The organism is Stenotrophomonas maltophilia group sp. RY12688 (genome assembly GCF_052149045.1).
GTDB classification, from domain to species: domain Bacteria; phylum Pseudomonadota; class Gammaproteobacteria; order Xanthomonadales; family Xanthomonadaceae; genus Stenotrophomonas; species Stenotrophomonas sepilia.
Genome location: NZ_CP197389.1, coordinates 2977619 through 2998400 on the forward strand (window position 1 = coordinate 2977619; position 20782 = coordinate 2998400).

Consider the following 20782-nt stretch of genomic DNA (forward strand, 5'->3'; position numbering starts at 1 on the left):
CGGCCATCGCCCGATGCATCAACGGGCGCTGTCGACCACGGTAGCCGACACGGTCGGTACCGCTTCAGCATCCTCGGCGATCTGGCGCGCCGCCGGTTCGGCCACGGCCACGCCCAGGTAGCGCTGCATCAGCTCCTGCACGATCGGGCTCTTGCCGGCGAAGCCTTCGATCGACTTGCCCAGCGACACCGCCTTGACCAGGTTCTCGAACATGCCGCCGTCGCCGCCGACCAGGTCGATATCAGCGTTGCGCAACGCGCTGGCGATGACATTGGCGTTCTCGCGCGAGACTTCCTTGCCGGCTTCGATCGAGGCCAGCGCCTGCTTCAGGCTGTTGTCCAGCATCATGCGGAACTCTTCATGGCCACGTGCCTGGTCACTCAGCGAGGCGATGGCTTCGAACTTGCGCACCAGGCCCTCGGCCTCGGCCAGCAGCTTCTTCTGCACCACGCCGGCTTCGGCATTGCCCAGCGACTCGGTGGCGGTGGCACGGGCCAGGCCCATCTTTTCCTCACCCTGCGCCTGCGCCTGCAGGGTCTCGGCCAGAACGCGGGCTTCGTTGCTGCCCTGCTTCAGGCTGGCTTCGGCCTTGGCTTCGATCACGCGCGCTTCGGCAATGCCGACCTTCTCGATGGCCAGCGCCGAAGCTTCACGCACCTGCGCTTCGGCCAGGCCCGGCGCTGCCTGTTCGGCACGCAGAGCATCGGCCAACAGGCGCTTGGCTTCGGCCTGCTTGCCGGCCGCTTCATGCTCGGCCTGGGCCAGCGTGGTCAGTTCCACCGCGCGATGCTTTGAAGCGGTCTCGCGCGCCTGCGCTTCCTTGACTTCGCGCACCAGCGCTTCCTGCGCCTTGGCCTCGGCTTCCAGGATCAGCACCTGCTTCTGGCGGTCGGCCTCGGAGACTTCGCGCACTTCCTTGATGCGCTCCTCTTCCTGCGCCACGGTCTTGTCGATGGAGATGCGTTCACGGGTGATGTTGGCCACGTCCATCTTGCCCTGCTCAACCACCTTGTCACGCTCCACGCCCTGCAGCTGCACTTCACGATCGGTGGTGACCTGCTCCAGCTGGCGTGCGCGCTCCACGCGCTCGGCCTCGATGGCCACGGCACGCTGGCGGTTCTGCTCGGCCACTTCCACTTCGCGCAGGCGGTTCTGGTCGCGGATCTCGATCAGCTGCTGCGCTTCGATGCGGGCGTTCTCGGACAACTGGCGCTGCTCCTCCTGCACCTTGGCGGTCTCGGCCTCCTCGCGTGCGCGGATGGTCTCGATCTCACGCTTCTGCCGCGCTTCGGCTTCGGCCTGCTGGCGTTCCAGGGCCAGCAGCGCTTCGCGCGCTTCCACGTTCTTCTTGGTGATGGCGAGCTTCTCGTTCTGCTCCAGCTCGTTGGTCACCACGTTCTGCGCGGCGGTCAATTCGGTGATCTTGCGGATGCCCTGCGCATCGAGAATGTTGAACTGGTCCAGCAGCGATTTCGGGGTCTGCTCCAGGTAGTCGATCGCCACGTCCTCAAGGACATAGCCGTTCAGATCATTGCCGATCACCGCGATGATCTCGTCGCGGAACTCCTGGCGCTTCTCGAACAGTTCGGTGAAGTCGAACTTCTTGCCGACCGTCTTCAGCGCTTCGGAGAACTTGGCGTTGAACAGCTCGTCGACGGCATGCTTGTCCGATGCACGGTCGGCACCGATGGCCTTGGCCACCCGCAGCACGTCGGCCTGGGTCTCGTTGACCCGCAGGTAGAACGCCACGGCGATATCGGCACGCATGTTGTCGCGGCAGATCAGGCCTTCCTTGCCGCGGCGGTCGATCTGCAGCGTGATCAGGCTGATCCGCATCAGCTCGGCGCGGTACAGCACCGGGATGATCAGCGCACCGGTGAAGTGCACCTTGGGCGTGGAGCTCATGTCGTTGACGATCAGGGCCACGCCCTGGTCGACCTTGCGGTAGAAGGCCTTGAACAGGCCGGCCAGGCCGAGCAGTGCGACCAGCAGCACGGCTACGCCGATCAGGAAGGGGGCCATGGTTGCCAACGTCATCAGTGATTCTCCTTGTTGCCCGGAAGCAGGTTGTCCTGGAAGTCGAGGGCGACCGCGTCGGCGCGGACCACCCGGTAATGGTGTTGATCAGCCACGTGTTCGACCAGCACGATGCGCTCGCCACGCTGCAGTTCGATCTCGCTGCGCACCTGCAGCACCAGTCCGGCGCCGCCATCGTCGAAGGTGGCGTGACCGCTGCAGGCATCCACCTTCGGCGAGGCAACCACGCCGGTACGCCCCAGCAGCGAGGCCTGCGCCACCGGGCGCAGGCGCAGCAGGAACCTGCGGACGGGGCGCAGCAGCAGCGCGGTGAACGGCACCGCCGGCAACGGCGCCAGAAGGGCCACGACCGCACCGATGGCCCAGCGCAGCAGGTCCGGCAGCGGCAACAGCACGAACAGATGGACGAAATAGGTGACGATCCAGGCGAAGAAACCCAGCAGCGTCACCACAAGCATGAGGGGAACCCCACCCAGGCCCCAGCGCGCCAGCAGCGCGGACAGTCCCTGCAGCTCATGTGGGTCGCCATGCAGTGCCCCATCGGCGCCGGCATCGCCAAACCCGTCGTCGACCAGGCCGAAGGCCGCCAGTGCCCAATACAGCACCGCCACCGCCAGCACGATGCTGTACGGGAGGGTCGGGAAACCGAACACGACGGTGAGGAACTCCTGCATCGCTTGCCTTCCTGGGCTGTGGGCGGCGGCCACCCGTTCGGGACGCGCCATGCACGTCCCGTCGATCCCCGCGCCGACCCTCATGGCAGGCGCGCTTGGGTCCATCCTATGTGAAGAATGCGTGCAGGCTCAAATCCAGGTCCAGATCACGGCAAATAGTGACGCCAATCACTCAAGAACCGTGCAATCGGCGCGGCGCACTTCCTCGACGAAGGTGCGCATCTTATCGCCGTCCTTGATGCCCGGCTCCAGTTCGATGCCACTGGAGACATCCACGCCCCACGGCAGGGTACCCAGCACCGCGTCGTAGACGTTTTCCGGGTTCAGGCCACCGGCCAGCAGGAACGGGCGATGCAGGCCGGTCGGAATGCGGCCCCAATCGAAGGCCACGCCGGTGCCGCCACCGCCGCCCGGCGCGTGGCTGTCGAACAGGAAGCCGGCGGCGCTGGGATAGCGCAGCTGCAGGGTGCGGGCGTTGATCTCTTCACGGCCGCCCATGGCGATCGCCTTCAGGTACGGCATGTTGAAGCTGCGGCAGAAGCTCTCGTCTTCCTCGCCGTGGAACTGCAGCAGGGTCGGTCGTACCGTGCGCAGCACCTCGCGCACTTCTTCCTTGCTGTTGTTGCGGAACAGCGCCACCACGTCGACCATGGGCGCGATCGCCTGGCGCATCGCGCGTGCCTCGGCCGGAGCGACCCGGCGGCTGCTTTCACGGGCAAAGATGAAACCCACCGCGTCCACGCCCAGCTCACCGGCCAGGCGGACGTCGCCGGCCCGGGTCATGCCACAGAACTTGATGCGTGTGCGGTAGTAGGAACGGCTCATAGCGTGACCTCGGCGGGCAGGTGCCAGTTGTCGGGGTACAGGGGTCCAAGGAACACCAGGCCCTGCGGCGGTGCGGTGGGACCGGCTACGGTGCGATCGCGCCCGGCCAGCAGTTCGGCGATCCATTCCACCGGCTTCTCGCCACTGCCCACCAGGATCAGCGATCCGACGATATTGCGGACCATGTGATGAAGGAATGCATTGCCCTGCACGGCGACCTCGATCACCTCGCCCTGGCGGCTGACCTGCAGTGACTGCAGCTCACGCCGGGCGTGCAGCGCCTGGCACTGCACCGAACGGAACGCGCTGAAGTCGTTCTCACCGAGCAGGGCCTGGCCGGCGGCGTGCATCAGGGTCTCGTCCAGCGCGCGGCGCTCCCAGCTCAAGGTCTGCCGGTCCAGCGCGGGCCGCACTTCGCGGTTGAGCAGGCGGTAGCGGTAGCGGCGTGCGCGCGCGGAGAAACGCGCGTGGAAATCCCCGGCCACCGGCACGCACCAGCGCACTGCGATCGAGCGCGGCAGGCGGGTGGTAGTGCCCAGCATCCACGCGCGCGGATCGCGCACCACGTCGGTATCGAAATGCACGACCTGGCACTGGCCGTGCACGCCGGCATCGGTGCGGCCGGCACAGACCACCTGCAGCGGCGAATCGGCCACCGACGACAGGGCCTGCTCAAGGCTGGCCTGCACGCTCGGGCCGCCCTCGCCCAGGTTCTGCCAGCCCCTGAAATCGCTGCCGTCGTACTCGACGCCAAGCGCGTAACGCATGTGCTACCTCAGATATTGCGGGAGGGGCGGCGCTCAGGCCGGATCGCGTTCGGACCACACCGCCAGTTCGTTGCCACCGGGCTCGACGAACTGGAAACGGCTGCCGCCGGGGAAGGAAAACACCGGCCGCACGATCTCACCGCCAGCGTCAAGCACCGCCGTTTCGATCGGTGCCAGCTGGTCAGCGTACAGCACCAGCAGTGGCGCACCGGCATCGCTGGCCCGCAGCGGCTGGCCGCGGAAGAAGCCGCCCTGCAGGCGGCCGTCGTCGAACGCGGTGTAGTCGCTGCCATAGTCTACGAACGACCAGCCGAACGCCTTCTCGAAGAAGGCGCGGCTGGCCGCAGGATCCGTGGAAGCGAATTCAATGTAGTCGATGCGGCGCTCGCGGCTCATGACGGGGTCCTTGTCGGCAGGGTCGATCACGGCAGGCGGGCCAGCAGTTCGCGGGCCTGGGCCTGGCAGTGCAGGTCGCCGCCCTCGGCCACTTCCTGCAGCAACGTTCGCGCGGTCTGGGCATCGCCCAGGTCGAGGTAGGCGATGGCCAGCTCAAGGCGCTCCTGCCCGGCGCGCGGCGCCCAGCCGGCATCGCCGGCCGGCGCCGCAGTACCGTCTTCATGCGGCGCTGCGGCCAGCGCGTCGTGCGGCGCTGCGCCTGAAGCCTCGCCGTCAGGGTGCTCGGCCGGCAGGTCGAACACGCCGCGGAACTGCGGCTGCTGTTCGGCATGCAGCGCGTAGTCCGGCACTGCCACCTCGCCGGGGGCCGCCTGCGCGAGCGGCTCATCCTGCGCTGCGGCGGCCGGCGTGGGATCCTCCTGCGTGAGCACCGGCTCGTCCCAGCGCGGCAGGTCGGTCACTGCCTCGGGCAGCTCCACCACTTCGTCATCGCGCAGCGTCTGCGCCTGCCAGTCAGCCTGGGCGGCGACGTCGGCGACCGGTTCGGCAACCACGTCATCCTGCCCCCCGGTTTCGCTCGCCCAAGCCGGCATCGCCGGCTCCTGGCGGCCCGCTTCGGGCACCACCGACGACCACGAGGACTGCTCGGCCAGGGTATCCAGCGCCGCGCCCGCCGGTACCGCAGCGATCAGACCGGCGGCATCGTCTTCGTCGCGCAGCGGCGGCAGCGGCGATGGCTTGCGACGACGCAGCAGCCAGGCTGCACCGGCCGCCAGCAGCAGCACCGGCAGCCCCAGCCAGTACCACGGCGTTGCCGCATCGCGGGTATCCGGTACCTGCGCCAGGCGCTGCTGCGCGGCGGCCAGGTCGTTGTCCTTCATCGCGATCAGCGACTGCTGCTGTTCCTTGAGTTTTTCCAGGTCGGCGACGCGCTGCTTCAGCTCGCCAATCTCGGCATCGCGGGTCGCGATGTCCTCGCGTGCCTGGCGCAGTTGTTCGTTGCCCAGCATGTCACCCTCGCTGCCGGCTCCAGTGCCGGTGGTTGTGCCCGCGCGCGCGGCGTCGGAAGCCAGCGCCGGGGCGATTTCAAGTCGTGCCCCATTGGCCGCGGCCGGGGAAAAAGCGTTCGTGGTTGCCGCCGCGGCCACCGGGGCGACGGTACCCGCCGGTTGCGGCACGGTGCGCGCCTGCCGCCACTGCGCGGCATGCTCGCGCACCAGCGCTGCGGCCTCGGCGGCATCGACCGCCGCCAGTGCATCGCTGCCGGGCATGCGCAGTACGGCGCCTTGCTTGAGCAGGTTGACGTTGCCGCGGATGAAGGCCTCCGGGTTGGCCCGCAGCAGGGCGATCATCGCGCGGTCGCGGCTGACCTGGTTGCCGCGGGCCACCGCGCTGGCGATCTGCGACAGGGTCTGCCCACGCTGGACGATGACGCTGCCATCGGCTGCCTGCGCGGCAGCGGGTGCAGCCCCTGCACGCGGGCGAGCCGATGCAGGTGCCGGCGCTGCCGCAGTGGACGGCGCAGGTGCGCTTGCGCTCTCCGCAGCGGCCGGTGCCGGTGCAACGTCACGGACGATGGTGTTGGAGAGGGTACCGGCCGGCGCGACGATTTCCGGTTCGGCCACCGCCAGTGCGCTGGAGGGCGCATCGACCAGCGCCGAGTATTCGCGCACCAGGCGGCCCTGGCCCCAGTCGGCCTCGATCAGGAAGCTCAGCGACGGGGTTTCGACCGGCGTCTGCGAGGTCACCCGCACCACCGCTCTGCCCTGCGCATTGCGAGTCAGTTCGAACTGCAGCTCGCTGACCAGCCCGGCCGGCCGCTGCAGGCCAACGCGTTCGAAGGTGACCGCAGAGGCCAGCGCGACGCGCAGGTTCTCCAGTTCGGATGGATCGGCCGAGACTACCGGGATTTCGGCCAGCAGGGGCTGGCCCGGCTTGGACAGGACACGGATGTCACCCAAGCCCAGGGCAAGCGCCGAACTGCTGGCCAGGGCCAGCAGCGCGGTGGAAAGATAGAGGAGCGGGCGCTTCGCGCCCCTGGCCCGTTTATTCATGGGCGACACTATAAAGCGTGCGGACCGGGGTCCGCACCCACCGAGGGGACCTTCGGTAGCGCCGGCCGCTGGCCAGCAGACACGCACGTCCACACATCACGGCAATGCCGGCCAGCGGCCGGCACTACCGGTGAGGCAACCGCTGTGATCAGCGCTGCTCGGCGGCGACCAGCTCGGCCAGCTGCACGGCGTTCAGGGCAGCGCCCTTGCGCACGTTGTCCGACACGATCCACAGGTTCAGGCCACGCGGGTGCGACAGGTCCTCGCGGATGCGGCCGACGTACACCGCGTCCGTGCCCGAGGCGTGGGTGACCGGGGTTGGGTAACCACCGGCCTCGTGACGATCCACCACTTCGATGCCCGGCGACTGCTCCAGCAGCGCGCGCGCTTCAGCGACGGTGACCTTGTCGCGGGTCTCGATCGCCACCGACTCGGAGTGGCCGTAGAACACCGGCACGCGCACCGCGGTCGGGTTCACCAGGATGCTGTCGTCACCGAGGATCTTGCGGGTCTCCCAGATCAGCTTCATCTCTTCCTTGGTGAAGCCATTGTCCTGGAAGTCATCGATGTGCGGGATCAGGTTGAAGGCGATCTGCACCGGGAAGCGCTGCGGATCGATCTCCTGGAAGCTGAGCAGCTGGCCGGTCTGCTTGCCCAGTTCCTCCATCGCCGAGCGGCCACCGCCGGACACCGACTGGTAGGTGGACACATTGATGCGCTCGATACCGTACTTGCGGTGCAGCGGCGCCAGCGCCACCAGCATCTGCATGGTCGAGCAGTTTGGGTTGGCGATGATGCCGCGCGGACGGTTGGCGACCTGTTCCGGGTTGACCTCGGACACCACCAGCGGCACGTCATCGTCGTAACGGAAGGCCGAGGAGTTGTCGATCACCACCGCACCGGCGGCGGCGAACTTCGGTGCGTATTCCTTGGACACGCTGCCGCCAGCCGAGAACAGCGCGATCTCGACACCGGTCGGATCGAAGGTGGCCAGGTCCTGGACCTTGACCTTCTGGCCGTTGAATTCGATCTCGCCACCGGCCGAACGCTCGGAGGCGAGGACGCTCAGGCTACCGACCGGGAAATCACGCTCGGCCAGGATCGACAACATGGTCTCGCCAACGGCGCCGGTGGCACCGACGACGGCGACGTGGAAACTGCGCTGTGCATTGCTCATGGGGAACTCTCACGAAAACGGGAATGGGGAAAAACACGCACGACAGCTGGGTTCGGGGAACCTCCTCAAGCGGAGCGCGCGGAGGTTCCCTATCGTTTCCCGGTTTTTTTGCCCAGCGTCACGCGCGCGGCCATCGCCGCGTCAGCGTTGATCGCGCTCGGCATGCGCGACGGGCCGCCGTCCAGGCCGAGCCCGGCAGCCAGATTATCCACAGCCAGCTGTACCATCGCCGTGCGCGTAGCCAGCGAAGCGCTGCCGATATGCGGAGTGAGCACCACGTTGCGCAGCGCCAGCAGCTCCGGGCGCACCTTCGGCTCGCCCTCGTACACATCCAGGCCGGCGGCAGCCAGGTGGCCGTTGGCCAGCGCTTCGGCCAGCGCCAGTTCGTCGACGATGCCGCCGCGGGCGATGTTCACCAGGGTTGCCGTCGGCTTCATCTTCCCCAGCGCAGCCGCATCGATGATGTGATGCGAGGCCGGCGTGTAGGGCAGCACCGTTACCAGATGGTCGGACTGTGCCAGCAGCGTATCCAGGTCCACGTAGGTCGCGCTGAGCGACGCCTCGGTATCGGCCGGCAACCGTGAACGGTTGTGGTACAGCACCTTCATGCCGAAACCGTGCGCGCCGCGGCGGGCGATGCCCTGGCCGATGCGGCCCATGCCAAGAATGCCCAGCGTGCTGCCATGGACATCCGCGCCCAGCATGGTCTGGAACGACCACTGCTGCCACTGCCCTTCACGCAGCCAGCGCTCGGACTCAGTGATCCGGCGCGCGGTTGCCATCAGCAGCGCGAAACCGAGATCGGCGGTGGTTTCGGTCAACACGTCCGGCGTGTTGCTGGCCAGGATGCCGGCCGCGCTGAGCGCGTCGACATCCAGGTTGTTGTAGCCGACGCCGACATTGGCGATCACCTTCAGCTGCGTGGCATCGGCTACCTGGGCCGCACCGATGCGCTCGTTGAGGGTGATGATCGCGCCGTCGGCGCTGGCCAGCTGTGCGGTGATCTGGTCCGGCGACCAGGCGGTGACGGTGTCGGTGCTGCGCAGCTGCACGCGATCGCGCAGCGGCGCGATGGCCGCCTCGATCAGCGGCTGGCTCACCCACACGGTCGGCCGCGTGTCAGCCATCGATCTGCCCGGGAATGCGCGGGGTGATCGTGCCGACATCGCCGCACTGCGCGCGATGACGCAGCGCCTGGTCCATCAGCACCAGCGCCACCATCGCCTCGGCGATGGGCGTGGCGCGGATGCCGACGCAGGGATCGTGGCGGCCGGTGGTGACCACCTCGACCACGTTGCCGGCCGTATCCAGCGACGGGCCCGGCAGGCGCAGGCTGGACGTCGGCTTCAGGGCGATCGACGCGACGACCGGCTGACCGGTGGAGATGCCACCGAGGATGCCGCCGGCATGGTTGCTGGCGAAGCCCTGCGGCGTCAGCAGGTCACGGTGCTCGGTGCCCTTCTGCGCGGCGCTGGCGAATCCGTCGCCGATCTCCACGCCCTTCACCGCATTGATGCTCATCAGCGCAGCGGCCAGTTCGCCGTCAAGCTTGCCGTAGATCGGCTCGCCCCAGCCCGGCGGCACGTTGTCGGCGACCACGTCCACGCGCGCACCGACCGAGTCGCCAGACTTGCGCAGCGCATCCATGTACGCCTCCAGCTCCAGCACCTGTGCGGCGTGCGGCCAGAAGAACGGATTGTCTTCCACCGCCGACCAGTCGAAACCGGCCGGGGTGATGTCGCCCAGCTGCGACAGGTAGCCACGCACGGTAACGCCGAAACGCTCGGCCAGCCACTTCTTGGCGACCACGCCGGCGGCCACGCGCATGGTGGTCTCGCGTGCCGAGGAACGGCCACCGCCACGCGGATCGCGGATGCCGTACTTGTGCCAGTAACTGTAGTCGGCATGGCCCGGGCGGAACTGCTGGCCGATATTGGCGTAATCCTTGCTGCGCTGGTCGGTGTTGCGGATCAGCAGCGCGATCGGGGTGCCGGTGGTCAGGCCCTCGTATACGCCGGACAGGATCTCGACCTCGTCGGCCTCGCGCCGCGCGGAAGTGTGCCGGCTCTTGCCAGTCGCACGGCGCTGCAGGTCGTGGGCGAATTCGGCCGCGTCCAGCGCCAGCCCCGGAGGGCAGCCATCAATCACGCAGCCTATGGCCGGCCCGTGCGACTCGCCGAACGTGGTGACGGTGAACAGCTTGCCGAACGAATTGGAGCTCACGGGCGCTGCGCCGCCAGTTCGGTGATGCGTGCGCTGTGGGCGATCAGCTCGCGGCATTCGACCGCGAAGATGCCCATCTGGCCGACCTTGAACTCGATCCAGGAAAAATCGACTTCCGGCAGCAGCTTGACCAGATGCTGTTCGGACTCACCCACTTCACAGATCAGCAGACCGTCTTCGCTCAGGTGCAGCGGGGCATCGCGCAGGATCTTCAGCACCAGGTCCAGGCCATCGTCACCGGCACGCAGGCCCATTTCCGGCTCGTAGGAATACTCCTGCGGGAGGGCATCAGTCTCGTCGTTGGTGACGTACGGCGGGTTGGTGACGATCAGGTCGTAGTGGCGGCCGGTCAGGCCATTGAACAGGTCCGACTTGATCAGGGTGACGTTGTGCGCCTGCAGGCGCTCCTTGTTCTCCTCGGCCAGCGACAGTGCGTCGTCACTCAGGTCGACGCCGTCCACCTCCCAGTTCGGGTAGTAGTGGCCCATGGCGATGGCGATGCAGCCCGAACCGGTGCAAAGATCCAGCGCGCGGCTGACATCGCGGCCGGCCAGCCACGGTTCGAAACCACATTCGATCAGTTCGGCGATCGGCGAGCGCGGCACCAGCGCGCGCGTGTCACTCTTGAAGCTCAGGCCGGCGAACCAGGCCTCACCGGTCAGGTAGGCAGCGGGGATGCGTTCGTCGATGCGACGCTGGAACAGTTCCAGCACGCGCAGCTTTTCGGCCCGCAGCAGGCGTGCCTGGCCGTAGGCCGGGCCGAGGTCGTGCGGCAGGTGCAGGCTGTGCAGCACCAGCTGGGTCGCCTCGTCCAGCGCATTGTCGTAGCTGTGCCCGAAGGTCAGCCCGGCTTCGTTGAAACGGCTGGTGCCGTAGCGGATCAGATCGATGATCGTGTGGAGTTCGGCGGCCGTTTCAGCGGTCATGGCGGTACTGCGCGCAAAGTGGCCCCCGATTATAGGGGCTGGCGCCCGCGGCAGCATCCGTTGCGGCGGAAACGATCGGGCCGCAGCCGGTATGATGGAGCCCATTTCGCGTGGGAGCCCCCATGTTCAATCGCAATGCCGGCATCATCCTGCTGATCGCCCTGGCGGCGGGGCTTGGCCTGCTCGCCGCCCAGCACGTGTTCGCGCCGAAGCCGCCGGCCAACGCCCCGGCCACCGAAGCGATCACCCTGTACCCGCAGCCGCGTGAACTGCCCGACTTCAACCTGGCCCAGTCCGACGGCACCCGCCTGATCCCGGGCGAACTGAAGGGCCACTGGACCCTGGTGTTCCTGGGCTTCACCTTCTGCCCGGACGTCTGCCCGACCACCCTGGCCGAGCTGGCCGGCGCGCAGAACCAGTGGGAGGCCCTGCCCGATGGCCTGCGCCCGCGCGTGCTGTTCATCTCGGTCGACCCGGACCGCGACAGCGCCACCCGCCTGGGCGAGTACGTGCACGGCTTCCACAAGGACACCCTGGCCGCCACCGCCGATATCCCCTCGCTGGAGCGCTTCGCCACCTCGCTGGGTTTCGTGTTCCAGAAAGTGCCGGGCAAGCATTTCGACGAAAACCCCGAGGATTACACCGTCGAGCATTCGGCCAGCCTGGCCGTGCTCGACCCGCAGGGCCGCCTTGCCGGCCTGGTGCGCCCCCCGTTCAATGCGCCGGCGATCGCCCGCGACCTGCAGAAGCTGACCGAGAAAACCGCCCCATGAGCCTCACCACCGCCCTGACGTACGCCCTGCCCCATCGCCTGCTGTCCTCGATGGCACGCTCGCTGGCGTACTCGGACGATCCGCGCGTGTCGCGCTGGCTGATCGACACCGTCACCCGCAAGTTCAACGTCAACCTGGACGAAGCGGCCAACCCGGACCCGCGCAGCTATGCGACCTTCAACCAGTTCTTCACCCGCGCGCTGAAGCCGGGCGCGCGCGTGGCCGATGCCGATCCGCGCAGCCTGGTGATGCCGGCCGACGGCCGCATCAGCCAGCTGGGGAAGATCGAGGCCGGCCGCATCTTCCAGGCCAAGGGCCAGTCGTTCACCGCCGCCGAGCTGCTGGGCAGCGACGAGGATGCCAAGCCGTACAACGACGGTCTGTACGCCACCGTGTACCTGTCACCGCGCGACTACCACCGCGTGCACATGCCGTGGACCGGCACCCTGCGTGAAACCGTGCACGTGCCAGGACGCCTGTTCAGTGTCGGTCCTGCGGCCGTCAACGGGGTGCCGCGCCTGTTCGCCCGCAACGAGCGCCTGGTCTGCCACTTCGACACCAGCTTCGGCCCGATGGTCAGCGTGATGGTCGGCGCGCTGCTGGTATCCGGCGTGGAAACCGTGTGGAGCGGCGAGGAGATCCCGGCCTACGGCGATCGCATCACCCGCAAGGACTACCGCGGCCAGGGCATCAAGCTGGAGCGTTTCGCCGAGATGGCACGCTTCAATTACGGCTCGACCGTGGTGGTGCTGCTGCCGCCGGGCGTAGCCGAATTCGCCCCGCAGCTGGGCGCCGAGAGCCCTGTGCAGCTGGGCCAGGCCCTGGCAAAGCTGCGCTGACCGTAGATCCACGCGACGCGTGGATGGATTCAACGAAATGCCGGCCAGCGGCCGGCACTACCGGGTCCGTAGAGCCGAGCACGGGCTCGGCTCTACAGTCAGAAGCGGATTACTGCAGGACCGGTGCTGGGCCGACGTCCATGCCGTCGTAGTCTTCCACGCCGTGCTCCGCCGCCAGCGCCGCGAATTCCTGGTTGCGGCGGTCCAGCGAGGCTTCGTCGTGGATTTCCACCCGCTCCACGTGCAGCACGTGGAACGAGGCGTCGCCCTCTTCCGGTTCCTGCTCGAACAGTTCCACGAACGTGTAGCCCTGCGCCTGCAGGTGCTGGGCCAGCGCCTGCAGCGGCTCGGCACTGGCGTGGACGAAGAAATACCCCCACAGCAACGGGCCGTTGATGTCCCAGTCGGTGTTCTCGCGGAGGTTGGCGAACAGGTTGCGGGTGGCTTCGAGGTCCATACGGATTCCAGTGGTCTTGGGAATTACTTGTCGCAGCCCTGCAGCTTCAGCGTCTGGCCCTGGCGCAGGCTGTAGGCCGGCGCCTTCAGGCCGTTGGCGCGGGCCAGGGTCGGCAGGTCGCACTGGAACTTCGCCGCGATGGCGCCCAGGGTCTCGCCCTTGCCCACCTTGTGGCTGCGCACCGGCTTCGGCCGGGCGGCCGGCGCCGGGCGCGGTGCCGCCACTGCAGCCACCGGTGCGGTCGGCACACTGGTGGATGCAGCCGCGTCGGCCACCGGCACCACACCACCCACCGCCACGCTGCCGGTATAGCTCGCCGCGGTCGGGCGCTTGATCGCCGCGTTGAGATCAGCGGTGATCAGCGTGCGGGCGAGGTCGGCACGCGGACCACTGACACAGTTGCGCTGGTACAGGCCGGCGATGCGGGTGGTGGCGTTGATCAGCGTACCGGCCGGAATCCAGCCATCGGCCTCATAGCGCGGGTTGAGGTTGCGCAGCGCACGCATGTAGCCATCGCGGGTACCGTGGCTGCCCAGGCAGATGGTCAATTCATAGATGGTGGTGGACTTGGCCAGCCGCAGCGTGGCCGGCTGCGCGCTGATCTTCGGGAACTCCACGCCGTACTGCTGCGGGTGCAGGAAGATCCAGGCCGCGGCAATCACCATCGGCACGTAGTCCTTGGTCTCGCCCGGGAACTGGTTGTAGACACTGTCGGTCCAGAAGCTCTGGCCGGCGCTCTGCTTGAACACGCGCGCGGCACGGCCTTCGCCACCGTTGTAGGCGGCCACCGACATTTCCACGTTGTTGTTCAGTTCGCGAAGGCGCTCGTTGAGGTAGCTGGCGCTGGCTTCAGCGGCGCTGCGCGCGTCGAAGCGGGTATCGAAGCCGGTGCCGTCCGGGCCCAGGCCGAAACGGCGGCCGGTGGCCGGCATGAACTGCATCAGGCCGGCGGCGCCGGCGCGCGAGGAAGCATGCACACGGCCGTTGGATTCCTTGGCCATGATCCCGAACAGCAGCGCCTCGGGCAGGCCGCGCTTTTCCCACTCCGGCCACATCACCGCGCGCAGGTTCTGGTAATTCTCGTAGCTGGTCAGCAGCGCCGGTCGCATGTCGGTCAGCCAGCGACGGATGCCGGCCTGCACCGCCGGGTTGTACTCGACCATGCTGTCGAAGGCGTGCCGTTTGTCGTTCAACAGCGCGGCAGCGCGCGCGGCCTCGGGCACGTCGGCGGTGAGGGGGCCGATGTGGTCCGGGTCGGCTTCCAGACGGTCACCGCCCTCATCGGCCACGTCATCGCTGGCGGCGGCATCGGCGTCGTGCTTGAGCAGCCGCTTGTAGCTGGCCAGCAGGGTCCCCATCTGGCAGCCCTTCTGCTTGACGCAGTCGTTGAGGACATCTTCCATGTCCTCCAGCGCGGCATCGGCTTCGTTGCTGCCCTTGGGATCGGCGTTGGCGACCAGCAGCAGGGCATCGCCGTAGCGCTTTTCGGCGGCGGTCATGCGCTGCTGCAGCGCATCCACCTTCACCTTGTCCCGGGCCGAAACCCGCTGTGCGTGGGCGTCGGGCGCCAGGGAAACCAGGCCGGCCAGGGCCAGCAGCGGCCAACCGCGGGAAATCAGGACAGGAACGGGCATTGATGGCACTGTGTGCGAAACAGGCAGGCAGAGTAGCGGCGCCGCCAAGGTCCGGGCAAGCCGACCTTCGGACCGTCACTGCCGGCGGTTAACATTGGGCTATTCATCACAAGGGCTGGACCATGGATCCGATTCTGCTCGGCAAAGGCATTACCGACGATGTTGCCGTCAACCTGCTGCCGAAACTCGGCAACCGCCACGGCCTGGTGGCCGGCGCCACCGGTACCGGCAAGACCGTGACCCTGATGACCCTGGCCGAGGGCTTCTCGCGACGGGGCGTGCCGGTGTTCCTGGCCGATGTGAAGGGCGATGTCTCCGGCCTGGCCGTGCCCGGCACCGGCGCAGAAAACCTGCTCCAGCGTGCCGCCGAGATCGGCGTGGCCGACTATGCGCCAGCCGCCAGCCCCACCATCTTCTGGGACCTGTACGGCAAACTGGGCCACCCGGTGCGCACCACGGTCAGCGAGATGGGCCCGACCCTGCTGTCGCGCATCCTCGAATTGAACGACACCCAGGCCGGGGTACTCGACATCGTATTCAAGCTGGCCGACGACCGCGGCCTGCTGCTGCTGGACATGGACGACCTGCGCGCCCTGCTCGGCCTGGTTGCCGAGGAGCGCAAGGACATTTCCACCGAGTACGGCCTGGTCAGTGCGCAGTCGATCGCGGCGATCCAGCGTTCGGTGCTGCGCCTGGCGCAGGACGGTGGCGAGAATTTCTTCGGCGAACCGGCACTTGAACTGGCCGACATCATGCGGGTCAACCACGACGGCCGCGGCATGATCGGCATCCTCGCCGCCGACCAGCTGGTGCTCAAGCCCAAGCTCTATTCCACTTTCCTGCTGTGGCTGCTGTCGGAACTGTTCGAGCAGCTGCCGGAAGTGGGCGACCTGGACAAGCCGAAGCTGGTCTTCATCTTCGACGAGGCGCACCTGCTGTTCGATGATGCACCGCCGTCGCTGGTGCAGCGCATCGAGCAGGTGGTGCGCCTGATCCGCTCCAAGGGCGTGGGCGTGTACTTCTGCTCGCAGTTCCCCGACGACGTGCCGGGCAACATTCTCGGCCAGCTGGGCAATCGCGTTCAGCACGCACTGCGTGCGTTCACCCCGCGCGACCAGAAGGCGGTGAAAACCGCGGCCGAGACGTTCGTGCCGAATCCGAAGCTGGACGTGGCCAAGGTGCTGAGCCAGCTCGGCACCGGCGAGGCACTGGTATCCACGCTGCAGGACAAGGGCGTGCCGACGCCCGTGCAGCAGACGTTGATCGCGCCGCCGCGCTGCCGGATGGGACCGATCACCGAGGCCGAGCGTGCACAGGTACGCGCCGGCAGCCCGGTCGGCAGCCGCTACGACACCGCGATCAACCGCGAATCGGCCGCCGAACTGCTGGCCCAGCGCGCGCAGAAGAGCATCGAGCAGGCACAGGCGCCGGCCGCGCGCAGCCGCGAGCAGGACGAAGCTCAGGAAGGGGGTTTCGGCCAGGCCATCAAGGACGCGATCTTCGGCACCAAGCGCCGCCAGGGCATGATCGAGACCATGGCCAAGCAGACCACGCGCACCGTCGGCACCAAGCTGGGCAACCAGATCGTGCGTGGCATCCTGGGTGGCATCTTCGGCGGCAAGCGCTAGATGCCCCTGCTGGGGTCAGAGCCCTTTCCGCTGGAAAGGGATCTGACCCTGCTCTCTCATTCGTCATCCAGAAAAGAAGTCGTATTGCATGTCCCGTTGGCGTCCCCCCGCAGAGAAAAGCACCGCCCTGATCACCGCTTCCGGGCATGCGCGACTGAAGGCCGAACTGGATGAGCTATGGCGCGTGCGCCGTCCGGAGGTGGTGAAAGCGCTCGCCGCCGCTGCCGCAGAAGGCGACCGTTCCGAGAACGCCGAGTACACCTACCGCAAGAAGCAACTGGGCGAGATCGACCGCCGCGTGCGCTACCTGACCAAGCGGCTGGAATCGCTGCGCGTGGTCGATACCACGCCGACCGATCCGCTGGCAGTGTTCTTCGGCGCGTGGGTGGAACTGGAGAACGTGGACAGCGGCGACACCAGCCGCTACCGCATTGTCGGCCCGGATGAGACCGATGCGGGCCTGGGCTGGATCAGCATCGATTCCCCCCTGGCGCGTGCGCTGCTGAAGAAGCGGCTGGATGATGAGTTCTCGGTGGAGCTGCCCGGCGGGCAGTTCACCTTTGCAGTGATCGGCGTGGAGTACGAGCCTGTGTAGCGTCGAGCCATGCCCGACCTCGCCGCCGTTGTAGAGCCGAGCCCATGCTCGGCTGATGGGCAACGCAGCCGAGCATGGGCTCGGCTCTACAACGGTGGCGGGTACGTGCGCCCTGCACGCAGCGGGCGGAAATAGTCGGCATTGCGGTAGAAGGCGGAATCCTGCACGTCGTGCCAGCCTGGGATTCCAGCCAACGGCAGCGGACGCAGCTGCAGCGGATCGGTCACTGCCCTGCCCTCGGCAATGGCCGCAGTCATCACGTCAACGCAGGCAGCATCGGCATCACCCTGCACCACCACGCACTTGCCGACCAGCAATCGCCCCGGCAGCAGGGCCTGTTCCATCAGCGCATGCCCGAATACCACAGTGATGGCGATGTCACCGCTCTGCCAGTTCACCGGGTCAAACAACGCGGGCCAGTCGTGTGCGTCCCAGGCAGCCCGCAGTGAGTCATCGCGCACACGCACGATCACGCCGGTTTCGTCGAACTGGGTCAAGGCGGCCTGCGCGCGGTTGCGCTGGCCGGGTGGCATCGCCTCGATATGCAGGCACTGCCGCACGTTGAGCGCTCGCTTCAGCTGCGGCTGTGAGGCCCACACCAGCGCATTGAACAGGTCGTGCCAGTTGCCGGCACGGGTGGCGATGCGTCCCTGCGCGATACGCACTTCGTAGTGCAGGCCATCGGCCAGCAGCGCGGCGTCCTGTTCAACCAGGCGCTTGCCAGGCACGGCCAGGCGTGCATCGAGCGCCGCGATGGACGGCCATGCGATGCCGTCCAGCAGGTCACGGAAGTCCTGAAGCCCGGCAAACAGCGGGTGCTCGAACCGCCGTGCAGCTACCGCCGCACGTGGCGGCGGTACGAAGCGCCGTGAACCACCGCCGTTGCCGGTGGCGGCCGTCGCTGCGATCACAGCACCTTGAGGTCGAACGCCGGACGGGGGGCGGCCGCCAGCGCGTCACCGTACAGGTCATGCTCGTCGCTCTCGGTGATCTCCACCTCGACGAATTCGCCCACGCGCAGCGGCACCTGGTCGGCATTCTGGATGTGCACCAGGCCGTCGATCTCCGGGGCATCGGCCTTGGAGCGGGCCACGGCGATGTCGCCTTCGATGGCGTCGACCAGGCACTGCTGCACGGTGCCGATCTTGGCTTCCAGGCGCGCGGCGGAAATCTGCGCCTGCTTCTCCATGAAACGGGCCAGGCGTTCCTGCTTCACCTCTTCCGGCACGGCGTCAGGCAGGTCGTTGGCGGTGGCACCCTCGACCGGCGAGTAGGCGAACGCACCGACGCGATCCAGCTGCGCTTCGTCAAGGAACGACAGCAGTTCCTCGAACTCGGCTTCGGTCTCGCCCGGGAAGCCGACGATGAAGGTCGAACGCACAGTGATGTCCGGCGCGATACGGCGCCAGTTCTGCACGCGCTCCAGTGTCTTCTCCACCGCGCCGGGGCGCTTCATCAGGCGCAGGATGCGCGGGCTGGCGTGCTGGAACGGGATATCCAGGTACGGCAGGATGCGGTTCTCGGCCATCAGCGGCACCACTTCGTCCACGTGCGGATACGGGTAGACGTAGTGCATGCGCACCCACGCATCCAGCTCCGACAGGCCTTCGCACAGCGCCTTCAAACGGGTCTGGTAGGCCTTGTCGCGCCACATCTTTTCGGCGTACTTCACGTCCACGCCGTAGGCCGAGGTGTCCTGCGAAACCACCAGCAGCTCGCGCACGCCGCCACGCACCAGGCGCTCGGCTTCACGCAGCACCTCGTCGACCGGGCGCGAAACCAGCTTGCCGCGCATCGACGGAATGATGCAGAAGCTGCATTTGTGGTTGCAGCCCTCGGAAATCTTCAGGTACGCGTAGTGCCGCGGGGTCAGCTTGATACCGTAGTCGGGCACCAGGTCCACGAACGGATCGTGCTTGGGCGGCAGTGCTTCATGCACCGCTTCCATCACGCTCTGGTAATCCTGCGGGCCGGACACCGCCAGCACGTTGGGGTACGCCTCGCGGATCTGCTCCGGGCGCTTGCCCAGGCAACCGGTGACGATCACCTTGCCGTTCTGGTTCATCGCCTCGCCGATCGCGTCCAGCGACTCGGTCACCGCAGAATCGATGAAGCCACAGGTGTTGACCACCACCACGTCGGCCGAATCGTAGGACGGGACGATGTCGTAGCCTTCCGAGCGGAGCTGGGTGAGGATGCGCTCGGAATCGACGAGGGCCTTCGGGCAGCCAAGGCTGACGAAGCCGACTTTGGGGTTCAGCTGGGACATGGAAATCGCGGGACTCTGGGGGCCTGGGCCCCTGCCGCCATGGCAGGGGTTCCTGGGGGCCGGGGCCTGAAAGGGCGCCAGTATACCGGGGTTGGCGGCCGCGCTCTGTATGCCCAGCCGACCGATCCGGCACAGCCACTGACGCCGCGCTAACCGGCGCAGCACCGACAATGCAGTTCTGTTTCCAGCAACGAGGAAGATGACGATGGCCGAGTGGATCACCCTGGATACGCATCACGGCCCGGTACGGGCCTGGCAGGCCCTGCCGGAAGGCACCGCGCGCGGCGGCCTGGTGGTGGTGCAGGAAATCTTCGGCGCCAATCCGCATATCCGCAGCGTGGCCGAACGCTTCGCGGCGGAAGGCTATGCGGTGCTGGCGCCCTCGTTCTTTGACCTGCTCGATGGCCCCGACGCCGATCCGGACGCGCTGCCCTACGACGCCGACGGCGTGAAGCAGGGCCTGGAACGGGTCGGCGCGCTGGGCATGGAACGGGCGCTGGAGGTCGTGCGCGCGGCGGCCACCCGGCTGGCGCCCTACGGCAAGGTCGGCACCGTCGGTTACTGCTGGGGCGGTACGGTGGCGATGCTGTCCGCAGTGCGCCTGGGACTGCCGTCGGTCAGCTACTACGGTGCGCGCAACGTCCAGTTCCTCGATGAGCCACCCAAGGCGCCGGTGATCTTCCACTTCGGCGCCCAGGACCGCAGCATCCCGCCAGAAGCCGTGCAGGCCCACCGCGAAAAGCTGCCGCAGATGGCCACCTACGTCTATCCGGCCGATCATGCCTTCAACCGGGAGGTCGGACATGCGTATGATCCAGACAGCGCCGCCCTGGCGCTGCAACGCACCCTGGACTTCTTCTCGGAGCATCTTGGATGAGCGAATTCGAACTCGATTCACGCCTGGCCGCCGATAGCGTGCTGGTGGCGGAAGGACCGTTGTCGCAAGTGCGGCTGATGAACGACGAACGATTCCCCTGGCTGGTGCTGGTACCGCGCCTGGCCGGGGTCACCGAGTGGATCGAGCTGGACGGCGAGCAGCAGGACAAGCTGCGCACCGAGCTCAACCGCGCCTGCAAGGCCCTGAAGGGCTCCGACGGGGTGGAAAAGATCAACATCGGGGCGCTGGGCAATATCGTGCGCCAGCTGCACTTCCATGTGATCGGCCGCCATGACGGTGATCCGGCCTGGCCGGGCCCGGTCTGGGGCAGCGGCCCGGCGCACCGCTACGAGCCGGCGGCGCTGGACCAGCATGTCGCCTACTGGAAGGAACGGCTAGGATATCCGGCCCTGTCCTGAGCCTTCGCCGACCCGATGCGATTCAACCTCGTTGCCGCCGTCCTGCTGATCCTGATCGGCCTGTTCATGCTCGCCAGCAATCTCGGCTGGACGCACCTGAACCTGTCCAAGCTGCTGCTGACCTGGTGGCCGGTGGCCCTGGTGGGTGTCGGCATCGCGATGCTGTTCGGTCGCGGCAAATAAGGAAGGCGGCGCATTGCGCCGCCCTCCTT

Annotated in this window: 21 protein-coding genes; 7 read left to right on the forward strand and 14 right to left on the reverse strand. The window is 67.4% G+C overall.

What is annotated here, in order from left to right:
• Positions 1-18: 18 nt before the first annotated feature.
• From ACS0OT_RS14050 to prmB, 10 genes are all read right to left on the reverse strand, one after another.
• The gene (locus ACS0OT_RS14050; RefSeq protein WP_442255861.1) at positions 19-2037 is read right to left on the reverse strand and encodes a hypothetical protein; all 2019 of its coding nucleotides are present in this window, start codon (positions 2035-2037) and stop codon (positions 19-21) included.
• The gene (locus tag ACS0OT_RS14055; protein WP_005417969.1) at positions 2037-2711 is read right to left on the reverse strand and encodes a DUF1449 family protein; all 675 of its coding nucleotides are present in this window, start codon (positions 2709-2711) and stop codon (positions 2037-2039) included. Before ACS0OT_RS14055 ends, ACS0OT_RS14050 begins: the two co-directional genes overlap by 1 nt.
• A 168-nt stretch (positions 2712-2879) precedes the next feature.
• A complete protein-coding gene (locus ACS0OT_RS14060; protein WP_065179160.1) occupies positions 2880-3536 on the reverse strand; it encodes a phosphoribosylanthranilate isomerase in 657 nt (218 codons plus the stop codon).
• Positions 3533-4303, reverse strand: a complete 771-nt coding sequence (gene truA, locus ACS0OT_RS14065) for a tRNA pseudouridine(38-40) synthase TruA (RefSeq protein WP_053500246.1) — start codon at positions 4301-4303, stop codon at positions 3533-3535. Before truA ends, ACS0OT_RS14060 begins: the two co-directional genes overlap by 4 nt.
• Positions 4304-4336: 33 nt before the next feature.
• A complete protein-coding gene (locus tag ACS0OT_RS14070; protein WP_262220153.1) occupies positions 4337-4699 on the reverse strand; it encodes a VOC family protein in 363 nt (120 codons plus the stop codon).
• 26 nt (positions 4700-4725) lie between these two features.
• Positions 4726-6753 carry a FimV/HubP family polar landmark protein gene (locus ACS0OT_RS14075; protein ID WP_329889046.1) on the reverse strand — a complete coding sequence of 676 codons (2028 nt, stop codon included), beginning with the start codon at positions 6751-6753 and terminating at the stop codon, positions 4726-4728.
• A 148-nt stretch (positions 6754-6901) separates the two neighbouring features.
• Positions 6902-7930, reverse strand: coding sequence for an aspartate-semialdehyde dehydrogenase (locus tag ACS0OT_RS14080; protein ID WP_065179163.1), 1029 nt, complete (start codon positions 7928-7930; stop codon positions 6902-6904).
• Positions 7931-8019: 89 nt separating this feature from the next.
• On the reverse strand, positions 8020-9057 hold the full coding sequence (locus ACS0OT_RS14085) for a 2-hydroxyacid dehydrogenase (protein ID WP_065185512.1): 1038 nt from the start codon (positions 9055-9057) through the stop codon (positions 8020-8022).
• Positions 9050-10153, reverse strand: coding sequence for a chorismate synthase (gene aroC / locus ACS0OT_RS14090; protein ID WP_442255862.1), 1104 nt, complete (start codon positions 10151-10153; stop codon positions 9050-9052). The genes ACS0OT_RS14085 and aroC overlap by 8 nt, the downstream gene beginning before the upstream one ends.
• Positions 10150-11079 (reverse strand): 50S ribosomal protein L3 N(5)-glutamine methyltransferase, encoded by a 930-nt coding sequence (prmB, locus tag ACS0OT_RS14095; protein WP_053500256.1) that lies wholly within the window; start codon positions 11077-11079, stop codon positions 10150-10152. Before prmB ends, aroC begins: the two co-directional genes overlap by 4 nt.
• 122 nt (positions 11080-11201) lie before the next feature.
• On the opposite strand from prmB, the gene ACS0OT_RS14100 reads away from it, so the two are divergent.
• Together ACS0OT_RS14100 and asd are read left to right on the forward strand one after the other, a co-directional pair.
• The gene (locus ACS0OT_RS14100; protein WP_065185509.1) at positions 11202-11852 is read left to right on the forward strand and encodes an SCO family protein; all 651 of its coding nucleotides are present in this window, start codon (positions 11202-11204) and stop codon (positions 11850-11852) included.
• The gene (gene asd, locus ACS0OT_RS14105) at positions 11849-12691 is read left to right on the forward strand and encodes an archaetidylserine decarboxylase (RefSeq protein WP_053501139.1); all 843 of its coding nucleotides are present in this window, start codon (positions 11849-11851) and stop codon (positions 12689-12691) included. Before ACS0OT_RS14100 ends, asd begins: the two co-directional genes overlap by 4 nt.
• 109 nt (positions 12692-12800) lie before the next feature.
• Here asd and ACS0OT_RS14110 read toward each other — a convergent pair whose 3' ends face one another.
• Positions 12801-13148 carry a ribonuclease E inhibitor RraB gene (locus ACS0OT_RS14110; protein WP_065185508.1) on the reverse strand — a complete coding sequence of 116 codons (348 nt, stop codon included), beginning with the start codon at positions 13146-13148 and terminating at the stop codon, positions 12801-12803.
• A gap of 23 nt (positions 13149-13171) precedes the next feature.
• Positions 13172-14782, reverse strand: coding sequence for a transglycosylase SLT domain-containing protein (locus ACS0OT_RS14115; protein ID WP_442255863.1), 1611 nt, complete (start codon positions 14780-14782; stop codon positions 13172-13174).
• Positions 14783-14904: 122 nt separating this feature from the next.
• Here ACS0OT_RS14115 and ACS0OT_RS14120 point away from each other — a divergent pair, with 122 nt between their 5' ends.
• Both ACS0OT_RS14120 and greB read left to right on the forward strand, forming a co-directional pair.
• On the forward strand, positions 14905-16410 hold the full coding sequence (locus tag ACS0OT_RS14120) for a helicase HerA-like domain-containing protein (RefSeq protein WP_436403450.1): 1506 nt from the start codon (positions 14905-14907) through the stop codon (positions 16408-16410).
• Positions 16411-16498: 88 nt separating this feature from the next.
• Positions 16499-17005 carry a transcription elongation factor GreB gene (greB, locus tag ACS0OT_RS14125; protein ID WP_005418006.1) on the forward strand — a complete coding sequence of 169 codons (507 nt, stop codon included), beginning with the start codon at positions 16499-16501 and terminating at the stop codon, positions 17003-17005.
• A gap of 86 nt (positions 17006-17091) precedes the next feature.
• On the opposite strand, the gene ACS0OT_RS14130 is transcribed toward greB, so the two are convergent.
• Both ACS0OT_RS14130 and rimO read right to left on the reverse strand, forming a co-directional pair.
• Positions 17092-17916, reverse strand: coding sequence for a DUF3025 domain-containing protein (locus ACS0OT_RS14130; protein ID WP_442255864.1), 825 nt, complete (start codon positions 17914-17916; stop codon positions 17092-17094).
• Positions 17913-19274: a 30S ribosomal protein S12 methylthiotransferase RimO gene (rimO, locus tag ACS0OT_RS14135; RefSeq protein WP_065179169.1), complete on the reverse strand. Its 1362-nt coding sequence runs from the start codon at positions 19272-19274 to the stop codon at positions 17913-17915. Before rimO ends, ACS0OT_RS14130 begins: the two co-directional genes overlap by 4 nt.
• Before the next feature lie 205 nt (positions 19275-19479).
• Here rimO and ACS0OT_RS14140 point away from each other — a divergent pair, with 205 nt between their 5' ends.
• The 3 genes from ACS0OT_RS14140 to ACS0OT_RS14150 are packed head-to-tail and all read left to right on the forward strand — an operon-like array spanning position 19480 to position 20753.
• Positions 19480-20151: a dienelactone hydrolase family protein gene (locus tag ACS0OT_RS14140; protein WP_442255865.1), complete on the forward strand. Its 672-nt coding sequence runs from the start codon at positions 19480-19482 to the stop codon at positions 20149-20151.
• Positions 20148-20570, forward strand: coding sequence for an HIT domain-containing protein (locus ACS0OT_RS14145; protein WP_005418010.1), 423 nt, complete (start codon positions 20148-20150; stop codon positions 20568-20570). The genes ACS0OT_RS14140 and ACS0OT_RS14145 overlap by 4 nt, the downstream gene beginning before the upstream one ends.
• 15 nt (positions 20571-20585) lie before the next feature.
• Positions 20586-20753, forward strand: coding sequence for a LiaI-LiaF-like domain-containing protein (locus ACS0OT_RS14150; RefSeq protein ID WP_005418011.1), 168 nt, complete (start codon positions 20586-20588; stop codon positions 20751-20753).
• Positions 20754-20782: the final 29 nt, after the last annotated feature.

Excerpts from the sequence above, each read along its gene's own strand:
- rimO (WP_065179169.1), bottom strand. The coding sequence starts at position 19,274 with ATGTCCCAGCTGAACCCCAAAGTCGGCTTCGTCAGCCTTGGCTGCCCG.
- greB (WP_005418006.1), top strand. The coding sequence starts at position 16,499 with ATGTCCCGTTGGCGTCCCCCCGCAGAGAAAAGCACCGCCCTGATCACC.
- ACS0OT_RS14085 (WP_065185512.1), bottom strand. The coding sequence starts at position 9,057 with ATGGCTGACACGCGGCCGACCGTGTGGGTGAGCCAGCCGCTGATCGAG.
- ACS0OT_RS14140 (WP_442255865.1), top strand. The coding sequence starts at position 19,480 with ATGGCCGAGTGGATCACCCTGGATACGCATCACGGCCCGGTACGGGCC.
- ACS0OT_RS14150 (WP_005418011.1), top strand. The coding sequence starts at position 20,586 with ATGCGATTCAACCTCGTTGCCGCCGTCCTGCTGATCCTGATCGGCCTG.
- ACS0OT_RS14070 (WP_262220153.1), bottom strand. The coding sequence starts at position 4,699 with ATGAGCCGCGAGCGCCGCATCGACTACATTGAATTCGCTTCCACGGAT.
- prmB (WP_053500256.1), bottom strand. The coding sequence starts at position 11,079 with ATGACCGCTGAAACGGCCGCCGAACTCCACACGATCATCGATCTGATC.
- truA (WP_053500246.1), bottom strand. The coding sequence starts at position 4,303 with ATGCGTTACGCGCTTGGCGTCGAGTACGACGGCAGCGATTTCAGGGGC.
- ACS0OT_RS14110 (WP_065185508.1), bottom strand. The coding sequence starts at position 13,148 with ATGGACCTCGAAGCCACCCGCAACCTGTTCGCCAACCTCCGCGAGAAC.
- ACS0OT_RS14145 (WP_005418010.1), top strand. The coding sequence starts at position 20,148 with ATGAGCGAATTCGAACTCGATTCACGCCTGGCCGCCGATAGCGTGCTG.
- ACS0OT_RS14100 (WP_065185509.1), top strand. The coding sequence starts at position 11,202 with ATGTTCAATCGCAATGCCGGCATCATCCTGCTGATCGCCCTGGCGGCG.
- ACS0OT_RS14120 (WP_436403450.1), top strand. The coding sequence starts at position 14,905 with ATGGATCCGATTCTGCTCGGCAAAGGCATTACCGACGATGTTGCCGTC.
- asd (WP_053501139.1), top strand. The coding sequence starts at position 11,849 with ATGAGCCTCACCACCGCCCTGACGTACGCCCTGCCCCATCGCCTGCTG.
- ACS0OT_RS14115 (WP_442255863.1), bottom strand. The coding sequence starts at position 14,782 with ATGCCCGTTCCTGTCCTGATTTCCCGCGGTTGGCCGCTGCTGGCCCTG.
- ACS0OT_RS14075 (WP_329889046.1), bottom strand. The coding sequence starts at position 6,753 with ATGAATAAACGGGCCAGGGGCGCGAAGCGCCCGCTCCTCTATCTTTCC.
- ACS0OT_RS14055 (WP_005417969.1), bottom strand. The coding sequence starts at position 2,711 with ATGCAGGAGTTCCTCACCGTCGTGTTCGGTTTCCCGACCCTCCCGTAC.
- ACS0OT_RS14050 (WP_442255861.1), bottom strand. The coding sequence starts at position 2,037 with ATGACGTTGGCAACCATGGCCCCCTTCCTGATCGGCGTAGCCGTGCTG.
- ACS0OT_RS14060 (WP_065179160.1), bottom strand. The coding sequence starts at position 3,536 with ATGAGCCGTTCCTACTACCGCACACGCATCAAGTTCTGTGGCATGACC.
- ACS0OT_RS14080 (WP_065179163.1), bottom strand. The coding sequence starts at position 7,930 with ATGAGCAATGCACAGCGCAGTTTCCACGTCGCCGTCGTCGGTGCCACC.